Source organism: Paraburkholderia rhizosphaerae, assembly GCF_004366595.1.
GTDB lineage: Bacteria > Pseudomonadota > Gammaproteobacteria > Burkholderiales > Burkholderiaceae > Paraburkholderia > Paraburkholderia rhizosphaerae.
Map to the genome: position 1 here is coordinate 15,100 of NZ_SORE01000038.1, position 18,919 is coordinate 34,018.

The window sequence follows — 18,919 nt, forward strand, 5'->3', positions numbered from 1 at the left end:
TCACCTGAGCGACTTCGCGCGGCGCTGGATTTTTTTGCCTCGTCTTCGACAGGGCAAATGATCTCGCTGTGGATTGCGTTTCGATGAGTTCACTGGGTACCAGGCAAATTGTTGTCGACAATTTCTGTAACCTCGGCAAGAGCCCTGATACTCACCACTGCAACTATTTCCGCAATGCCAGCGTATTGGAATTCCCAAGCAAGCGGTTGAGATGATCGATGCACCGGCCGGACTCACCGCAGTTAAGCTCGACGACATTCAAGTGACACTCGACCTTGGCATGCTCGTCCAGGTATTTGAGGTTTGACCCGTTCCGCCGGGAAGGCTTGCACCCGCTTGGCTCTCGCGATTGCGGGTCGCATCCGGCAATACGTCACGCAGTTTTCACTACCCGAACGCGTGTCGTACCTGCGGCGTTCGACATCGATTCAACGACGAGGCGTGCGAATTCCCGCGCCGCTGGCTGAACCGTCGCGGGCAATCGCAGGCAGATCGCGAACGAAGGCAGGGCAGGTAAGCCGGTCGCTTCAGGTGCGAGCGATTCAAGATCGGCCGGCACCGTGGAGACGAGCCACGCGGTAATCGCGAGGCCCGCGCGTACCGTTGCAGCGGTCGCCTCGATATTGCTGCTCTCGAACACCGTGCGCCATGCAATGCCTTCGTCCGCGAGTGCGCCGAGCACCACCGGACGGAATGCGCAACGTTCGTCCACCATCGACAGCGGCAACGGCCGCTTCCGCCACGCATCACTGCCGCGCCCCTGGACCCACACCAACGGCTCGATGCGGATCACGTCACCTTCGGCTTCGCTCGCGACGTATTCGATCAGCGACACGTCAACCTGACCGCTATCGACCGCTTTGCCCAGCTCTGGCGATGCCGCGCACACCAACGAAATGTCGACGTGCGGATGGGTTTCGGCGAAGGCCTTCATCGCGGGTGCGAGCGGCGTCACGAGATCGTAAGGCACGCCCACACGCAGCGCGCCGCGTAGCGACTGGCCGGTCATGTCGGCCCATGTCTCGTCGTTCAGCTGCAGCAGCTTGCGCGCATTCACGAGAAACTGCTCGCCCTGGCGCGACAGCTCCAGTCGGCGCGTCTTGCGAACAAATAACGGGCAATCCAGCACCTCTTCGAGGCGCTTCACCTGCTGGCTCACGGCGCCTTGCGTCATGTGCAGCAGATTTGCAGCGACCGTCATGCTGCCGCTATCGGCGACGGCAACGAAGGTGCGGATCAGATCGAGGTCGAAGTTCCGGCTCATCTACGCATTATGAAACGTAATGGATCGCATCAATATTATTACCTTTCGCGATGCATTGGCGCTCCGTACAGTGAAGACCTTACGCACTCCAATGTGAGCCGATGACCTCGATCCTGCCACTTCTGCTATTCGCCGCCGTCGCGACCGTCACGCCCGGAGGCGCGACCACGCTCGCCACAGCCTCCGGCGCGCGCTTCGGCTTCGTACCGTCGATTCCGCTGATGCTCGGAATCGCGATCGGGCTTGCCTCGCTCGCCGCGGTCGCCGCGCTCGGGCTTGGTGGCCTGCTGCTAGCCGTGCCGTCGCTGCAAGCAGCCGTGAAGGTACTCGGTTCCGCGTATCTGCTGTGGCTCGCGTCGCGCATCGCGCGCAGCGGGCCGCCAAACGCGGGAGACGGCCTTGCGCGCCCGGTTACGCTCGTCAACGGTTTCCTGCTGCTCTGGCTCAACCCGAAGGGCTGGGCGATGACGGTCGGGGCCGCGGCGTCGTTCGCGCTGCTCGGTGGCAATCCGAATCATTTCGCGATGTTGCTCGGTGCTGCGTTTGGCGTGGCCGCGTGCGCGTCGCTCGCGCTGTGGTGCGCGCTCGGCGTGCTGCTCGCGCGGCTCCTGAGAACGCCGCGCCACTGGCGCATGCTTAATCTCGCGATGGGCGCGCTGCTTGCCGCATCCGTTATTCCGACCTGGAGATAGCCAGGTCTTTCGATGCAGGACCGGCCATGCGCACATGACAAAGGAACGAGGTGTGACGCTTCGGCGTTCGCGCTAACAGTCGAAGGGTAGGAGACACAGTCGATCGCTTATTACCTGCGATGTAATTGGCGGGAGGCGGGCCGCTGCCTAATCTGTGCATGTCGCCGGACCTCAGCGATACCCTCGACCTTCAAGGAAATACCATGGCTAACTTTACCGCCTATACGCTCGAATCCGCACCCGACCAATCGAAGCCCGCGCTGAACAGCCTCGCCGAAATCTTCGGTATGGTGCCCAATATGCCTGCCCGAATGGCGGGCTCACCGAGGCTGCTCACTGCGCTCGTTAGTGTGTTCAATCAGGCGCACGGCGGCAACTTCAACGAACAGCAGATGCAGGTACTGTTGCTCACCAATGCGGTGACCAATGGCTCTGCCTGGCCGGTCGCATTCCACTCGTTCCTCGGTCTTAAGGAAGGCCTGAGCGAGGCCGACGTGCAGGCGATCCGCGAACGCCGCTTGCCGTGGGACCCCAAGCTTGCGGCGCTGTCGCGCCTCGCACGCACGCTGATCGAAAAGCGCGGCCGCATCGACGAGCACGACATCGCTGCGTTCACCGAGGCGGGCTTCGATCAGGCGCTGGTGCTTGATGTCGTCCTCGTGGTCGCCGCGTCGACGATGACGAACTACACCGCGAGCGTCACCCAGCCGCCGCTTGAAGAACTCTTCGAGCCGCACGAATGGAAGGTTTGATGCTCCACCGGCCGCGGGTTCTGTTGCCATTCACGCCGCCTGAACTTGCGACATGCAGCGCAAACGCCCAGCCTATCTGGAAAGTACGGAACCACGAGAAACGGCTCGCTGCGAGAACGTTCGCCACTTCGTCGACAAGATGGACGCTGATCGATCGAATGGTTCGGCGTGGTGAACCGTCTGTGGACGACGGTCCCCGTGCACATTCCTTTTGGATTGGCCCTCGGGTCCAAAGTTTGATGCCTGGCGGAGAACGCTACCTCGTCCTCCCGTTTCTCCGGTGACTTACGAGCGTCATGGCAAGCAGCAAACCGGTGTTTCTTTATTTCACGGCGGACCTTGTGCGTTGCAAAGCCACCGTGCCGCGCAGAGGGCGATTCATGCTCGATGTGCGCCGCGCTAGCAGTTGGATCCAGGATCGCTGGATTCGTTGGTGAGTTTGAATAGCGGCCGCATATAGATGCCGACGATGCTGCCGATAAACGCCGCAATCAGCCAGATCCAGCCGTGTAAGCTCGACGAGACGATGCCGCTAAAATAGGATCCGACGTTAGAGCCGTAAGCCAGGCGCGCGCCATATCCGATCATTGCGCCGCCTAGCGCGGTAGCGAGCAGCGGCCGCAACGGTGCGCGCCACACCGGCGCGTAGCGGCCTGCGAGCGCGGCGGCCAGCACTGCGCCCAGCATGATGCCGCCGTTCATGACTGACGGCACGTCGCGCGACACCGGTGCGATCAGCGCGGCTGCATTATCGGGCGATGTCCAATACGGCCAGTGGGCAACGTCAACACCCGCGGCGGCCGCAAACTTCGCTCCCCATAGCGCGAAGGCCGACGTCACACGCCATGCATTTCCCGATAACGCCAGCGTGGCGAAGTTGAGCGCGGCGAGCGCGACTGCGGCTGCCATCACCGGCCACGGTCCGCGCCGCAATGAGTAACCGGTAAAGTGGTTCGAATCGCCTAGCGACCGAATCCTGTATCGCCGTTTTTCAAATGTGTACGTCAACGCGACAATGCCGCCGAGTGCGATCCACGTGAATGCGAGTGCCGGCACCACCCCGAACCGTTCGCCCAGCATCAGCGGCCCAAGCGAAGGCTGAGAGTTCCAGTACGGCATATGCGCTGTGCCGAGAACGGACCCGACGACTGACGCAATCAGTGAGGTGATCATGTGAATGCCGCCGCCGCCCGTGCTATACAGCGTTCCGCCCGCACACCGGCTACTGAGCTGCATGCCGATCCCGGAAATGAAGGCGCCAACGAACACGGAAAGACTGGCAGGCGCAACCGATGCATTCAGCTTCGTACCGAAGATCGTGCCCGCAGTAAGTGCGGGCACGAAAAGGCCTGTCCCTACGGCAAGCATTAACGCGTGAACGCGAATAGCTGTACCGCGGCGCTCATCGATGAACAGCCTGTACGCGGACGGGAAACTGAACGCGCTGTGATAGAGAAATATGCCGATCAACGCGCCGACTAAAAAAAGCGCACTTTGACGACCGCTGACGGCCAGTGTCAGGTACAGACCAACGGCAACGATCGCCGATGCGGCGATCTTGATCACCCTCTGATTTCTGCGACGACGTACGCTGAAGTCCGGCGCGCCGAACCGCGATTCCCCCGCGCAGGCCTCTGCCGGCGCACACTCCAGATTGGCGCCCGCCGCGTCCGTACGCTCACTCTTTGCAGGAAGGTTGCGGGAAATCAAAACCGTCTCTTGTCCATTTCGTCATCGTCTGCGCGGAGAACTTTACAAGGCTGCCCGCCGATTCGCCGCCACTGAGCGGTTTCGGAACGATGTTTGATCGCAGGCGTCGCGCATGACGCGGAGGTAAAGCGATGTAGCATCGCCATGCAAAAACGCGACGGGATCGTCTTCGCCGACTTCAAGATCTGACACTCTCAATGACGAGGATGCGTCGTGCCTTCACGTTGTTGAAGCGAGCGCCTCACACCGGCACACCATAACTCACAGCTTGACCAGCCTGCAGCGCAGGCTGCGAAAGCCTTGCCTGGTCTGGAAACCAGTCCTTGACGAATGGATGAAATCCGATCTGGTGGACCTGCACCTGTTTCTTTGCGTGATCGGGGCGGGCGGCATTACAGCCGCTGCGCGCCGATCGTCGCGCCAATAGGGAACGTTGACACTTGAAAGCATGCCGGGCGAGAGGTCGCTGGCACGACCCGGAGACAACAGAGGCACCGCGCGAGGTGACGGTATGGTGTCACCCCGCGTCAATTCCCAGCATTCGCAACACGGGCAAATAGACATCGGCAAAGCGGATCGCCTTATCCACCAGATCCGGATCGGCAAACGCCAACGGAACGTATGCATGCCCGACACGCTCCGACGCACCGGCCCGGCCTGACAACGCCGCGCGCGCAAATTCCGCCCATTGCTGCGGCCGCGACAAGCCCCGTTTCGCGGCCAGCAGAAACAGCTGTGCAACATGGGGAATCGATACGCCTGAGCCGGAAACCGGACTCACCAGAAACTGCAGCGCATTGCTGTCATACGCTCGCTCGCAGATTGCCGTATTGAGCCGCACCGCGGCGGAGTGCGCCTGTTGTGTCTGCTGATCGTCCTGCACATTGAGCACAGGGCCCATGCCGATCAGCAGCGTGACCGCTTCCACCACCTGGTCGAGCGTGATGCCGGCGCTCTTCACGCCACGTTCGATGTCACCTAGCGTGGTCACGCCGTCGCGCGACATCACCCGCAAGATCGGCCGGTACAGTTCTTCGGGCAACGTCACTTCACCCAACGCCGCGCGCACCTTCAACGAAACCGCGTCTTCGGGGATGGCGAGCATCACGCGATGCGCGCGCAGCGCAGCGCGCCGCTCGTGCGCATCGAGCACGACAGGCTGCTTGACCCAGTAATCACGCCGGAATGACCGATTCATACAGAGATCGCGCGCGGCCTCACGCAGCTTCACATCGTCAATCCCTGCCAGCAGCTCGCGCTGCGCCGGATGCAGATTGAACCTGTCGATATGATCGCGGTAGTCGGCCGACCCGAGATACGAAAGCCCGGCCGGCTCAAGCGTCTGCGCGACCTGCAGAAACGACGTCGGATGCCAGTTGTGCGCAAAATATTCGTGCGCGACGTAGCGCGGGTTCTCTTCCGACAGGCGCTTCACGCGCTCGCTCACTGAAGGATTGACCATCGCGTAACCGGGTTGCGCCGCCATGACTTTTTGCGCAAAGCCGATCGCCGCGTGGATCCGTTCGGCCGCTTGCTGCTCGTCCGGCTCGCGTTCGCCATCGTGCCTGGCGCTCGCAATGAAGTGCCCATGCATCAATTCGCGCACCGGCATCATTGCCGCCCACCCGGGCTGCGTGTTGTAGCTCACGTACAGCACGCCGCCGGTCCTCAGTTTTCGCGCGACAAACTCGGTAACCGTCGCGCGGTCGTCGTCGGAAATCCAGCTCCAGACACCGTGCAGTCCGATGAATTCGAAATCGGGCAGATCGTCGCGCCGGCAGAACTCGGAAAAACGCTGTGACGACAGTTGCGGATGGGTTTGCGCGTCATCCGCCAGTTGCCGCGCGAATCCGGTATGCCGCTGGTCGGCATCGACGCCGTACCACTGAACCGGCGAACCCGCCGCGTGGATATTGACGCTGACACCCTGACCAAATCCCAACTCGCACGCGTTGCGGATGACCGGATAGTCGAAACCGGCATTGAGAAGTGCAAGCTTCGCGCGTAGCGGATTCAGTTCGTCGCAGTAGCCGTACGTGTACGCGATCTCGTTGCTGTAGCCGTGGTCCGGTCCGCTCATGGTCCAGCCGTTTCTATTTTTAGGAGCGGCAATCTTAAACCAGGGTTCGCGAAGCGGCCAAGCCGGACGATCGAATATCCGTACGTTTTGTCGATCCGAAAAAAAGATGCAACCCGATTCGTATCCCGATCGAACTAGCCATGGCGCGAGTACATTGCACGCATCGTATCGCTGCATACAAGCGCGCACGCGTCGAACCACGCTGCAGCCCCGAAACAAAACCACGAGTGTCCAATGACGATTCACTTCAGTTGCACCCAATGCGGCAAGTGTTGCCATAACCTGCGTCTTCCGCTGAGCCTCGACGAGGCGGCGGACTGGATCCGGCGCGGCGGCGACATCGAGCTATTCTGCGAAGCGATTCCGTGGCCTGTTGAACCGCCGCAAAGCGATGCGCAGGCCGCGCACAAACGCAGACTTTCGTTTGCCGCGATGTGCGGCGCAGTGCCGATCCGGGTGATCGTCACCGTGGTAGCCGCGTTCGACGGCGCGTGCCCGCACTTGCTGCACGACGGCCGTTGCGGTGCATACGGGCAGCGGCCGCGTGTTTGCCGGATCTATCCCGCCGAGGTCAATCCTTTCATTCATCTGACGCCTGCGTCGAAAGCGTGTCCGCCTGACGCATGGACGACGGACAAACCCGTGTTCTTCGCAAACGGTCAGACGCTCGATAGTGAAACGAGCGAGCTGATCAGCCAGTCAAGAGCGGTTGCCGCGCAGGACGCGCAGCTCAAGGAGCGCCTGTGCGCGTATCTCGATGTGCATCATATGGCGCTCGCCAACGAAGGATTCGCGATCCACAAGCGCGCACCGGACGTGATGCTCGCCGCGCTCGAGCGTCTGAAGCACGACAGGAAGCAGGTTGCGCACGGCGCCGCGGCGACATGGCGCTTCGTTTCCAACCGCCTTTCGACCGTCGACACGCTTGTGTCGATCGGAGCCGATACCGCTGAGGTGTCGTCGCTCCCCAATGCGCTCGTGAGCTACATCGCGTTCTTTCCATCGGATGTCTAGCTCAGCACGCGTCGTCACGCATCGGCAATACGTCAGCGGCGCGCGGTGACGCGCGCGATGCCTGCTTGCGCGAGATCAACCGCTTCATGCCGCGATGCAGACTGGCCTTGATCGAGGCCTCGGACCAGCCCGTCAACTGCGCGGCTTCGATCACCGAAAGGCCACACAACTTGACGCCGATAATCAGCATGCGCTGCTTCTGCGGCAACCGGTTCAACAGCATGTCGACATCGCGCTTCGCATCCGCGCGCTCGGTTCCAGATGCACAAACAAGGTTGTAACCGGTGTCCAGCGTAATTTGCAGCGCGCTCCGGCGGGACCGCGCACGCAGGTAATCGGTCAGCTTGTGGCGGGCGATCGCATAGATCCACGCGGTGAGCGGCTCGTCGTGACGGTAAGCGGTGCGAGCACGGTGTACGGCGAACACGATTTCCTGCACAAGATCGTCGACATCGTCGAGAAGCGGGTAGAGCCGCTTGCGCAGGTAGCCGTGCAAGTGATCCGCAAGCTGGTCGAGAAATGCGCGATACGCGGCGCAATCACCATCCAGTGCGCGCAATAGCAGTGCGCGCAGCGCATGCTCGGCAGGGTTCTGATACGAAGGATCGGCAGGGTTGACCATGGCGTCGCTCTTTGCTCACCCGGGTGGGTGACGTAACGAGCGTTGGTCGGAGCAGAGCGGGGCTTATGACAGAAAACGGGCGCAGGGCTTCAGGAGGGCGCAGCCGCGGCGATCTCAAGACTGCCCCGCGCCGCGCAGCCACTTCAGAAACAGAATCGAGGCGGCGGGCGCATGCACAGCGCCGAAACCGAGGGTGAACGCGGCCCACCGCGCAAACGGCTCGCCGGGCACTGTTGCACACACCGCACCGAAGGCAATGCCGGCTACCGCAAGGACCGCGTGCGCCACTTCGCGCTTGACGGCGCCGCGCGTAAAGCGGGGAATTTCAAAGTGCGCATAGCAGACGATCAAGATCGCCGCCAGCAATCCGAGCACCACCGGCGCAGTCATTTCCAGCCTCAGCGAATCTGATGTGACCTATCGCATGCCGCAAGCTGCATTCCCGACTGACGGACGCCGGTGCAAACGTGCACACCAACGCGAGCGGCGCTGCGTCATGCGCAAGCCGCAAGCCAGCCAACCAACCGGTTAGCCAACCGAACGCGGCGCGCCATTCGCATCGCGCCCCGGCGTGCGCCTGGTCGGCACATCGCGCGCGAAGAACGTCGCGAGCGCGGCGAGCACTGACGTGACGCCAAGCCCGTACAGCCCGCCGGCAGTCGACCCCGACAGCACCGACGCAAACGCGGACCCGGCGAGAAACACGCTTGGCGTGCCGACACCCGTGAATCGCACGCTGCTGACGCTGCTCCAGGCGCTCAGCAATGGCTCTTCGAGAAAGGCGTCGCAAGGCGATCGTAACAGTCGACGCGAGCAGGCTTAAAGGCCACTTTTCCTCAACACATATCGCCGCGGCTGATCGATATTTGTCAGCGGCGACTACGAAGCCATATCCGCTGTTCGCGAACGTCGCTTCGTCTCTTGCGAATCCGTACTGATGCGTTGATTAGCACCGCAGGCCGCTGCGACGCCACGCGGAATATTGCCCACCGCCAAGCGTTAAGCGTGGTGAGGGTGCGCGACACAACGTCGCAAGCGCCGCTCACTGCCTCTACGCACCTTTTCGGTGATCGAGATTTCGCCATGGTTATCGTCGCGTTCACAATGCTCGCCGTGTTGCTCGGGTTCGTCTGCTTCTGGCGTGAGATCTCGCCGGGCCTCGCGTGGCTCGCATTGCAATATCACACGACGCCGGAAATGCTCGCCGCGTTGTACACCGGTGGCGACACACATGTCGACGAAGTGGAGTTGCGAGTGATGGCGCTTGCCGAACAGCGCAAGCAGGCCGCGCATGCGGCGCGCGACGATGAGAATATCCGTGCGATCGCGCAGGACGGTCTGCGAGACCACACGCAGGCGTTGGCAGCGTCGGTCGCGGGCGCATCCATCGAGGCGTCGCACACGCGAGTCTCGCCGGGCATGCATGCGGAATCGAACCGGAAGCAAGAAGCCGCGTCGGTCTGACGAGCTTCGCAATCCGCATCCGCTTCATCATTGACGCGCGAATATTCGCCACCGCTCATCGCGTTTGATCGTCGTTTGCCGGTTACCGTGCGTATTGCCAACCGACGCCACCGTCAGCGCCTGCGGCCTGCCGACCGAGCCGCGCCGCCTTTGCTCCCGCGCCCCACAAGCGCCGGCGCCAGCGTCTCCAGACAGAAATCGATAAAAGCCGTGACTTTCGCCGCCTGATGCCGCCTCGACGGGTAGAGCGCATAGAGCGGAAAGCGCTCGTCCTGCCAGTCGCGCAGTATCTCGGCGAGCGCTCCGGTCGACATCAGATGTTCGACACCCAGGTCCATGATCTGCGCAATGCCCGCGCCGGCGGTGCAACTGCCGAGCATCGTGTCGACATCGGAGACGAGCAGCCGACCGGCTGCCGGTATTTCAACCAGTTGACGGTTACGGTGAAACACCCATTCGAACGGCTTCGCGGTAACCGGGTTGTAGAACAGAATCCGCTCATGCCGCTCGACTTCTTCGGGACGCTGCGGCACACCGTGCTCGGCGAGGTAACGCGGCGCCGCGACGGTAAGCACACGGGTATCGAGCAGTTTGCGCGCGACTAGCGTACCCGCCGGCGGCGGCCCGAAGCGGACCGCCAGATCGAAACCGTCCGCGACCAGATCGCCGACCGCGTCGCGCATGATCAGCTCGAGCGACAACTCCGGATAGCGGCGCAGCAGCTCCGGCAGGCGCGCCGCCAGCACCGTGCGCGAAAAGAACGGATCGATATTGACGCGCAGTTTGCCACGCACCGCGTTGGCCGCGCCCGACGCGGCGATCGCCGCTTCCTCGATACCGATCAGGTGCGGACCGGCCGCTTCGTAAAGCCGGCGGCCCTCATCGGTCAAGGTTTGCGAGCGGGTCGTGCGGTCGAGCACACGCACGCCGATCCGTTTTTCGAGTCTCGCAATCGCGCGGCTCACTCCGGACGGCGATAGCCCGAGCGTGTCGGCCGCACGCACGAAGCTGCCGGTCTCCGCGACCGCGGCCAGCACGGTCACCCCCGACAGCAGCTTTCCATCGAATCCCATAGTCGCTCGCTCTGGTCGTCAGATTCATGATTTTAATCATCGCTCATTTGAGCGGCACGTACTTTATTCATCGGTGTCGACATGCGACAGTGCCAGCAGCTGCGGTCCGGCCCCGAAGTTGTGCTTCGAATTGCGATATGACGGTCGATGTGTCGCATCGAAGTCGCGAGCGAGGCCCGCGCCGCGATTTCAACACCTCGAAGGAGTAGCGATGGAAATCGAAACGATCGACACGCAGGGCATTTGCATTCCCCGTCTGGGCTTCGGCACATTCCGCATGCCGGGCACCGGATGCCAGCCGGTCGTCGAAAGCGCGCTCGCGCTCGGCTACCGCCATATCGATACCGCGACGATGTACGAAAACGAAGATGCGGTAGGGGCCGCGCTCGCCGGCGCGGGCATCGCGCGCGGCGCGCTGCATATCACCACCAAGGCGTGGCACGACAGCCTGCAGCCCGATGCACTGCGCCGCTCGCTCGACGTGAGCCTCAAGCGTCTGCGGCTCGACTACGTCGACCTGTTTATGGTGCACTGGCCGTCGCCCGATATGGACCTGCCAGCGGTGCTCGAAACGATGCAGAAACTGAAAGACGAAGGGCGCACGCGCGCGATCGGCGTCTGCAACTTTACGTTGCCGATGTTGAAGACCGCGCTTGACGAGGTGCGCGCGCCGCTCGCCTGCGTGCAGGTCGAATATCACCCATTCCTGTCGCAAGCGGGTCTGCTCGGTTATCTGCGGCCGAAGCATATTCCGCTCGTCGCCTATGCGCCGCTCGCGCAGGGCCGCGCGGCGAGCGACCCGGTGCTCGCGCGGGTCGGCGAAAAGCACGGCGCAAGCGCGGCGCAGATCGCGCTTGCGTGGCTGCTCGATCAGGACGGCGTGATCGCGATTCCGAAGGCGCAGCATAAGGAGAGTCAGCAGTCGAACCTCGGCGCGTTAAAGGTTCGCCTCGATGACGAAGACCGCCGCGCGATCGCTGGGCTGCCGAAAGATCTGCGCTATGTGTCGCCGCCGTTTGCGCCGAAGTGGGATGCGTGACGATACCGGGTGCGCGTCCGTTTTGGTCGCGTGCGGCGGCATGCTGTCGTGGGTGGATTACAACAGGTTGACGGACGGTAACTCTTGCTTTCAGTGACGCCCTTCAAGTAACGTGCACGGTAATTTGAACCTTGCGGTCCCCGCGAAGGTCTGTAGTCGGGTGATTGACTCGAACCGTCGGATAGGAGGAAAGGGCGCATGCACCGTCGTCAATTTATCGCTGTCACTCCTGTGCTCGCCGCGTCGGGCGCGCTGGCGCTCGCCGCGTGCACGACCACGCCGCCCTCGTCGGACTCATCGCCCGAAGCGAACGCCGGGCGCCGCAGGACCATCGATGCGGATGTCGACGCAACGATGACCCGCATGTACGAGACCGTGCACGGGTCGCGCGAACTGGTTGGCCAGGCGCGCGGGGTGCTGGTGTTCCCGTCGGTGATCTCCGCGGGCTTCTGGTTCGGTGGCCAGTACGGGCAGGGCGCATTGCGCATTGGCTCGCAGACGAACGGCTATTACAGCATCGCCGCCGCATCGTTCGGGCTGCAGATCGGCGCGCAGTCCAAAGCGATCGTGCTGCTCTTCATGACGCAGCCCGCGCTCGACGAATTCGTGCACAGCCAGGGTTGGGCCGCCGGCGTCGACGCGACGGTCGCCGCGTTGAAGATCGGCGCGAACGGCAACATCGATACGTCGACCGCAACGAGTCCGGTCGAGGCGATCGTGATGACCAACGCCGGCCTGATGGCCGGCGTATCGCTGGAAGGCTCGAAAATTTCGCGGCTGATCATCTAGGCGCCGATCGCGTCGCGTAACGTGTACCGCGTACCGGGTATCGCGTACCGATCGCGACGGCGCGGGCGTCGTCAGCCCAGTTCATCGAGAAACTCGATCAACGCGGTATTCACTTCATCCGGCCGCTCCTGTTGGGTCCAGTGGCCGCAGCCCGACAGGATCAGCGAGCGGCGCAACAGTGGCACGCGCTGCGCAAGTGTCGCGAGCACTTCGCTCATGCCGTCGAAATGCAGCACGAGGTCGCGCTCGCCGGCGATGAAGAGCGCCGGCACGGTAATCTGCAGGCCGTCGAACGGCGCAAGCAGTTCCTGATTGCGGTCGATGTTCCTGTACCAGTTCAGGCCGCCGCGAAAGCCGGTGTGAGAGAACTGCTCCGCGTAGTAGTCGATGTCTTCGTCGGTAAGCCACGCGGGCAGCACCGGCGGGTCCGGCAGCACCTCGGCGAGCCCGCCGTTGCGCGGCACCATATCGAAGCGGCGCCGCGTACCGTCGTCGTCCGGCGCGACCCGCAAATCGCCGCTTAACGTGTACAGCACGTTGCGCACGAAGCGGCGCACGTCGCGTTCAAGGTCCGCCTCGGCGACGCCCGGCTGCTGGAAGTACAACTGATAGAACATCGCGTCGTCGGTGCGCGGAAAGCGCGTCGAAGGATGGACTTTCGCGCGCGGCCGGAACGGCACGCTAAGCGCAACCACACCCGAGAAGCGGTCCGGCCGCAGCAGCGCCGCATGCCATGCGACCGGCGCGCCCCAGTCGTGCCCGACGATCACCGCCTTGCCGACTTCGAGCGCATCGAGCACGCCGATCATGTCGCCGACCAGATGCAGCATCGTGTATTGCTCGATCTCATGCGGACGATCGGTGCGTCCATAGCCGCGCATATCGACGGCAATCGCGCGAAAGCCTTCCGCCGCGAGCACGGGCAGCTGATGACGCCACGAATACCAGCTCTCGGGAAAGCCGTGGCAGAGCAGCACGGCCGGGCCATCGCCCTGTTCGACTACGTGGATGTTGATGCCGTTCGCGTTGACTGTGCGATGGATGAGTTCCGACATGGCATGTGCTCCTCCGGGGACTTGAGCGCGTGAGCGCTCGATTGGTACTTGACGTGTTTTCGAAAACACCGGAACGGAACTGCTTATTCCGGCCTTGCGCGAGCGTTCCGGCGGATGCCGATGTCAGGCAAACCGGCGCGCCGCTCAGGCAAAAACCGCCGAATGCGATTCGGCGATGCGCGCCGGCATAATGACGAAACATCGGTAAGACGGGCACCTGCCATGTCGATCTTTTCGTTTGCGGCCGACGGCTCGCAGTTTCTGCTGGACGGTCAGCCATTCCAGATCCGCAGCGCGGAGCTACACCCCGCGCGAATTCCCGTCGACTACTGGACGCATCGCATCCGGATGGCCAAAGCGATGGGCATGAACACGATCGCGCTATACGTGATGTGGAATTATCACGAGCTGCGCGAAGGCGTGTTCGATTTCAGCAGCGACAATCGCGATATCGCGGCGTTTATCCGCGCGTGCGACGCACAGCGCCTGCGCGTGCTGCTGCGACCGGGCCCGTACGTGTGCGCCGAATGGGACCTCGGTGGATTGCCGTCGTGGCTGCTGCGCGACCCGGACATGCGGCTGCGCACCGATGCCGCGAGCGAACCGCGCTATATGGCCGCGGTGGCGCGCTATATCCGCGCGCTCGCCGCGCATGTCGCGCCGCTGATGGCCGCGGCCGGCGGCCCGATCCTGATGATTCAGATCGAAAACGAGTTTGGCTCGTATGCGAGCAATGCGGCCTATCTGGACGAAATCCGCCAGCTATGGGTCGATTGCGGGATCGACGGACCGTTCTTTACCGAAGACGGTCTCGCGCAATTGCAGCAGAACCGCACGACCGTCGCGGGCGGCGCGATTGCGCTCAGCAACGGCAACGCTGCGCAGATCGACGCCGCGCGGCGCGCGTTTCCCGGTGTGCCGGTGATGGCCGGTGAGGTCTATCCGGGCTGGCTCACGCATTGGGGCGACGCGGCGCTGCAAGGAACCGCGGTCGATCTGTCCGGCACGCTGGAGCTGTTCATGCAGCGCAAGATGTCGTTCAACCTGTATGTCGCGCATGGCGGCACGAGCTTCGGCTTTTATGCGGGCGCGAATGTCGACGCGGCAACCGGCGAGTATCAACCGGATATCACCAGTTACGACTACGCGGCGCCGATCAGCGAGCAAGGCGTCGCGACGTCGAAGTTCGTCCGGTATCGGGACATCATCGCGCGCTATTTGCCGACGCCGTTGCCGGATATTCCGCCCGCGCCATCGACCATCGAACGCCGAGGACGCGATGCGTTACAGCCGCGGCTATTCGCATCGATCTGGGACAATCTGCCGGACACGTGGCGTGCATCTCGAACCATCGAACCGCCGACGTTCGAAGAGGCCGGTCAGGCGTCTGGTTTTGCGTTGTATCGGCATACGTTGCGTGACTTCGATCGGCACAGCTCGATCGACCATGCGCTTGAAACCGGATGCATCCGCGACTACGCGACCGTGTTTGTCGATCAACGTTATGCTGGCGCGGTGTCGCGCGCGCGGGTACCCGCACCGCTTGCGCAGCCGCTGAATGTGGTGCACGAGGTGCCGCTTCAGCTCCCGCTAACGAGAGAAGACACGCAGCCCGACGCTGCCGGCGACGCAGTGGTGCTCGACATCCTCGTCGAGGGGATGGGACGCATCAACTATGGCAGCGGCGATGCGATGCTCGACCGCAAGGGCATCGTCGGCGATGTCGTGCTGCGCGATTCAGCCGGCGCACGGCGTACGCTGACCGGCTGGCACACGTTCCTGTTGCCGATGGACGATGCGTTTATCGCGAATCTGCGCGAGGTCTGCTCGAACCCGCGCCAAAGCGGCCTGTTTTTCCGCGCAACGTTTCGTCTCGATACGCACGGCGACACGTATCTCGACATGAGCGGCTGGACCAAAGGCGTGGTGTGGGTGAACGGGCACAATCTCGGCCGCTATTGGCATATCGGCCCGCAAACGCGGCTCTTCTGCCCGGCGCCGTGGCTCACCGACGGTGAGAATGTGGTCACGATCTTCGATCTGCATCAGACCGATGCGCAACCGGTCGAACTCAGACGCACGCTAACCTGAATCGCGCGCTTGGACCATTTCAGCCTGCGGCCGGATCGACCGGCATCAATTCAAGGGTGAGTACCTCGAAAGGCGCAAGCTCGAGCGTCTGCGGTTTGTCCGCATCGATCCGCGCGGTGACCGGCGAGCGGCCGTGCGCGGCCCATCGCGTACTGGCGTTGAAACACGCTGCCGCATCGGCGGGCAACTCGAGTTGCGCGCGCAGATCGAGCACCGTGTTGTGCGCACGGCTGTCCGGATTGCGCAGCGTCACAATGGCTTTCGATGGCGTCCATGCAGCCCAGCCATAGACGGCGAGTTCATCCGGCGCGCCGCCGATCCAATGATTGTCGCGCAGCACACCGGCCTCGCCGCGCGCCCATTTCGCCGCATCGGCAAGCGTATCCCATGCACGTGCGCCAAGCCGCGACGGCGTGAGGTACAACTCCTGCAACTGCGTGCCGCTACCGAAAAACGAGCGTATTTCATGGACGAAGTCTTCACCGTCGCTCGCATTCAGCCGCCGGTTCTGCTGCGCGCAGATAATGCCGTGCAGCATCAGCGAGTTCAGCGGGAACAGTGGGCTCGCGAGCACGACATTGCGATAGACCTGCGTATCGCGATACGTGATCCAGCGTTCGCGGTCGCTGCCCGTGCCGATGAAACCGTCGTCGCTGCCGCCGCGCCAGACCGTATCCGCATGGCGCAGCCAGAACGGCGATGGCAGCGTGCCCGTCGACAGGTTGATGAACACATCGCGCGCTTCGCGGCGAATCTCGGCGATCAGCTCGATCGCGGCCTCCCAGTCGCTGTCGAAGCGGCTGCCGGGAAACACGCTGTCTGCGTTGCCGGTGCCATCGAACTTGAAATGGCGAATGCCTTGCCGCCGCAGCAGATCCATCGTGACCTGATGAAAGCGCCGGTAGTAGTGCGTGCCGGATAGCGCAAATCCGTTGCCGGCGGTTTCGAATCCGGCTGCGGCGCCGCGCGCGATACGTTCATCGCGCGGCGGCCCATATCCGCCCCACGGCGACAGCCAGATGCCCGGCGCCGCGCCGTAGCGTGCGGCCGCCTCGCGCAACGGCTCAAAGCCGTCAGGAAAGGTGTCGCTAAAGCGCCAGCTGCCGCTGTAGTCATCCCAGCCATCATCGAACAGAAAGCCATCGACTTGCACGCCGCGTTCGTCATGCAGCGCGTGCCCGATTGCGGTGATCCGTTCGAGCGCCTGCGCTTGCGTATACCGCGTCAGGTAGCCGATGTCGTACCACGAGTTGTAGTGCAGGTACGCACGTGACGGATGCGCGCGTTCGCGCTCGACATAGGAAGCGAAATCGCGGCGCCGTTGCCCGTCGCGCGCGACACCCGCAACCGTTGAGTATGCAACTGTCTTGCCTGGCTCGACAGGCAACGCACGCTTCACGTGAAAGCGCACGATCGCTTTCTCGCCGCTTACTTCGCTTTGCGACAGCGGATGCTCACAGCCGAGATAGACATTATCCGTGCTCACCGGCAGTCCGTCGGGGAGCGTGCCGGCCACACGCGCATCGGGTGCGCACGTCTCGAGGAGTGTCACGCTCACGATGGGCAGCGCGTCCATCGTTGCCGTGATCGCAACCGCGAGGCGCAAATACGGCGCACCGTCTCGTTGCTCGACACGCCATTCGACGCGCAGACGATCATGCGCGTCGCGTAGCACGGCGCTTATCCGAACCCCAGCGTACGTGTGCGCGACGCACGGCGCGCCGGGGTCGGCGGCAAGCGTCTCGCTGCGCAACGGTGCGGTGAGCGTCAGATCCGCCATCCGCAGCGTGCGGCCATCCGAAAAGGTTAACGCGAACGGCGCGCTTACAGGTAGCGTGCGCCAATGCGCGCGATCCTCCAGCACGAATCCGTGAAGCCGCTGATCGCCAACCTGCCAGTGCAGCGCGATCGCCGCGTTGCCGAACGTGTACCGGGCGCCGTCGATTTGCAGCACGGGGCAACCGGGAGTGGTGAGGGCATCGGAATTCGGCCGCATGGCAATCCTTTCGGTGGTCCAATCATTCCAAATCTGCACGAATGCATCCCATTCTGCCCGCTGTTCACCGCACACGCCGATATTTAACATTGCTTGCGTTCCATCGGCAGCCCAGTGTGTTCTGTCATGTCGATGAGGCTCAATCGTGCGTGAGCTTTGCCATTTTCAACGTAGCGCCCTTGATTCGTCTGTACTACGCAGCAGGGCGAAACGCGGCGGGCGGCCCACCTCGGCGGAAACTGTGAAAAGGAGACTTTGCAGTGGACTTACAGGTTCGGCAACACACATGGTGCGATAAACCTGTCGATCGGGGCGGCTGGATCGACGGAATGTCACAGATTGGTCTGGCATGCCGTTTCAGTTCGTCGTATTCCGGCCAATCGTCGGCCGTGTATCGGCGCGTGGGCGAAGTGCTGATCGGGCGCTTCCAGCTGGCCGGGCAGACGATCTCGCCGATCCTGCATGCGGCTGGCCACTGGGCGAGCCAGGAGATCCGGCTGTTGATCATCCAGTCCGGCAGCATGTCGATCGAACAGAAGGGCGATGCGCTGCACGTGCGCGCGGGTGATGTGATTCTCACCGACCCGTCGTTCCCGTTCATCGAATCGTTCGGCGAGCCGACGCGGGTGTCGCTGATGCGCATGTCGAAGTCGTCGCTGCACGATCGCGGCTTCGGCTATCGCTTTCATCGTGCGTTCGAACCGGTGCCGCTGTGCGCAGACGTCACACTCGTGCGCGAACTGGTGCTGAACCTGACTGAGCACATCGGCAAGGCCAGCGAAGCGCTGCTCGCGCGAATGAGCGGCCAGTGTCTCGATCTGATGAATGTGATTCTCGACAAGCGTGGTGCCGTGGCGTGCCGCCGTTCAAGTTCAACGATCGTGTTACTCGCAAAGCAGGCTATCGAGCGGCGCATCGGCGATGCATCGCTCGATGTGCCCGGCGTAGCGGCTGCGCTCAATGTATCGACGAGCCGCCTTTCCCGCGCGCTAAAAACGGAGGGCCTGTCGGCGATGCGCTACGCGTACGCGCTGCGCGTCGCACACGCGGGCCGGCTGCTGGCGGATACACCCGACATCATGATTCGCGAAGTTGCCGAGCGCTGCGGCTTTCTGAGTGCCGCGCATTTTAGCCGTGTATTCAAGGCTCATCACGGCATGACGCCGCGCGATTTCGCATCACACCGCGCGTCGACGGCTAGCAGCACATCTCATTGCTGAGCAGCGTTGCGCGCATATCGGCATTCCACCATTGCGTAAGGCAGGTTGTTGGGAAACT

General features: G+C 62.9%; 17 protein-coding genes. 8 read left to right on the forward strand and 9 right to left on the reverse strand.

Features of this window, described 5'->3' with window-relative positions:
- Nucleotides 1-373: 373 nt before the first annotated feature.
- The gene (locus BX592_RS31075; RefSeq protein WP_134197122.1) at nt 374-1,264 is read right to left on the reverse strand and encodes a LysR family transcriptional regulator; all 891 of its coding nucleotides are present in this window, start codon (nt 1,262-1,264) and stop codon (nt 374-376) included.
- 101 nt (nt 1,265-1,365) lie between these two features.
- On the opposite strand from BX592_RS31075, the gene BX592_RS31080 reads away from it, so the two are divergent.
- Nucleotides 1,366-1,956 carry a LysE family translocator gene (locus BX592_RS31080; protein ID WP_134197123.1) on the forward strand — a complete coding sequence of 197 codons (591 nt, stop codon included), beginning with the start codon at nt 1,366-1,368 and terminating at the stop codon, nt 1,954-1,956.
- Between the two features lie 203 nt (nt 1,957-2,159).
- Nucleotides 2,160-2,708: a carboxymuconolactone decarboxylase family protein gene (locus tag BX592_RS31085; protein ID WP_134197124.1), complete on the forward strand. Its 549-nt coding sequence runs from the start codon at nt 2,160-2,162 to the stop codon at nt 2,706-2,708.
- Between the two features lie 399 nt (nt 2,709-3,107).
- Here BX592_RS31085 and BX592_RS31090 read toward each other — a convergent pair whose 3' ends face one another.
- Nucleotides 3,108-4,274, reverse strand: a complete 1,167-nt coding sequence (locus BX592_RS31090; RefSeq protein WP_243849814.1) for a YeeE/YedE family protein — start codon at nt 4,272-4,274, stop codon at nt 3,108-3,110.
- 661 nt (nt 4,275-4,935) lie between these two features.
- Nucleotides 4,936-6,498 (reverse strand): methyltransferase regulatory domain-containing protein, encoded by a 1,563-nt coding sequence (locus BX592_RS31095; RefSeq protein WP_134197125.1) that lies wholly within the window; start codon nt 6,496-6,498, stop codon nt 4,936-4,938.
- 234 nt (nt 6,499-6,732) lie between these two features.
- Here BX592_RS31095 and BX592_RS31100 point away from each other — a divergent pair, with 234 nt between their 5' ends.
- Entirely contained in the window at nt 6,733-7,512 is a 780-nt protein-coding gene (locus BX592_RS31100) for a YkgJ family cysteine cluster protein (protein WP_134197126.1), read from the forward strand.
- A gap of 1 nt (nt 7,513) precedes the next feature.
- On the opposite strand, the gene BX592_RS31105 is transcribed toward BX592_RS31100, so the two are convergent.
- The 3 genes from BX592_RS31105 to BX592_RS31115 all read right to left on the reverse strand — a co-directional run bounded on the left by BX592_RS31105 (nt 7,514) and on the right by BX592_RS31115 (nt 8,899).
- Nucleotides 7,514-8,134 (reverse strand): sigma-70 family RNA polymerase sigma factor, encoded by a 621-nt coding sequence (locus BX592_RS31105; RefSeq protein WP_134197127.1) that lies wholly within the window; start codon nt 8,132-8,134, stop codon nt 7,514-7,516.
- 114 nt (nt 8,135-8,248) lie between these two features.
- On the reverse strand, nt 8,249-8,524 hold the full coding sequence (locus BX592_RS31110) for a hypothetical protein (protein WP_134197128.1): 276 nt from the start codon (nt 8,522-8,524) through the stop codon (nt 8,249-8,251).
- A gap of 138 nt (nt 8,525-8,662) precedes the next feature.
- Nucleotides 8,663-8,899: a hypothetical protein gene (locus BX592_RS31115; RefSeq protein ID WP_134197129.1), complete on the reverse strand. Its 237-nt coding sequence runs from the start codon at nt 8,897-8,899 to the stop codon at nt 8,663-8,665.
- 318 nt (nt 8,900-9,217) lie between these two features.
- On the opposite strand from BX592_RS31115, the gene BX592_RS31120 reads away from it, so the two are divergent.
- Nucleotides 9,218-9,598 carry a hypothetical protein gene (locus BX592_RS31120; RefSeq protein ID WP_134197130.1) on the forward strand — a complete coding sequence of 127 codons (381 nt, stop codon included), beginning with the start codon at nt 9,218-9,220 and terminating at the stop codon, nt 9,596-9,598.
- Nucleotides 9,599-9,711: 113 nt separating this feature from the next.
- On the opposite strand, the gene BX592_RS31125 is transcribed toward BX592_RS31120, so the two are convergent.
- Nucleotides 9,712-10,671 carry a LysR family transcriptional regulator gene (locus tag BX592_RS31125; protein ID WP_134197131.1) on the reverse strand — a complete coding sequence of 320 codons (960 nt, stop codon included), beginning with the start codon at nt 10,669-10,671 and terminating at the stop codon, nt 9,712-9,714.
- Nucleotides 10,672-10,882: 211 nt separating this feature from the next.
- On the opposite strand from BX592_RS31125, the gene BX592_RS31130 reads away from it, so the two are divergent.
- Nucleotides 10,883-11,710 (forward strand): aldo/keto reductase, encoded by an 828-nt coding sequence (locus BX592_RS31130; RefSeq protein ID WP_208328005.1) that lies wholly within the window; start codon nt 10,883-10,885, stop codon nt 11,708-11,710.
- Nucleotides 11,711-11,908: 198 nt separating this feature from the next.
- On the forward strand, nt 11,909-12,499 hold the full coding sequence (locus BX592_RS31135; RefSeq protein WP_134197132.1) for a BPSL1445 family SYLF domain-containing lipoprotein: 591 nt from the start codon (nt 11,909-11,911) through the stop codon (nt 12,497-12,499).
- A 71-nt stretch (nt 12,500-12,570) separates the two neighbouring features.
- Here the strand turns inward: BX592_RS31135 and BX592_RS31140 are convergent, their stop codons facing one another.
- Entirely contained in the window at nt 12,571-13,554 is a 984-nt protein-coding gene (locus BX592_RS31140) for an alpha/beta fold hydrolase (protein ID WP_134197133.1), read from the reverse strand.
- Nucleotides 13,555-13,776: 222 nt separating this feature from the next.
- Here BX592_RS31140 and BX592_RS31145 point away from each other — a divergent pair, with 222 nt between their 5' ends.
- Complete coding sequence (locus tag BX592_RS31145) at nt 13,777-15,645, forward strand: glycoside hydrolase family 35 protein (RefSeq protein WP_134197134.1); 1,869 nt, start codon at nt 13,777-13,779, stop codon at nt 15,643-15,645.
- Nucleotides 15,646-15,664: 19 nt separating this feature from the next.
- Here BX592_RS31145 and BX592_RS31150 read toward each other — a convergent pair whose 3' ends face one another.
- Nucleotides 15,665-17,641, reverse strand: coding sequence for an alpha-galactosidase (locus tag BX592_RS31150; RefSeq protein WP_208328006.1), 1,977 nt, complete (start codon nt 17,639-17,641; stop codon nt 15,665-15,667).
- A 329-nt stretch (nt 17,642-17,970) separates the two neighbouring features.
- Between BX592_RS31150 and BX592_RS31155 the strand changes: the two genes are divergently transcribed.
- Nucleotides 17,971-18,861 carry an AraC family transcriptional regulator gene (locus tag BX592_RS31155; protein ID WP_134197135.1) on the forward strand — a complete coding sequence of 297 codons (891 nt, stop codon included), beginning with the start codon at nt 17,971-17,973 and terminating at the stop codon, nt 18,859-18,861.
- Nucleotides 18,862-18,919 lie beyond the last annotated feature (58 nt).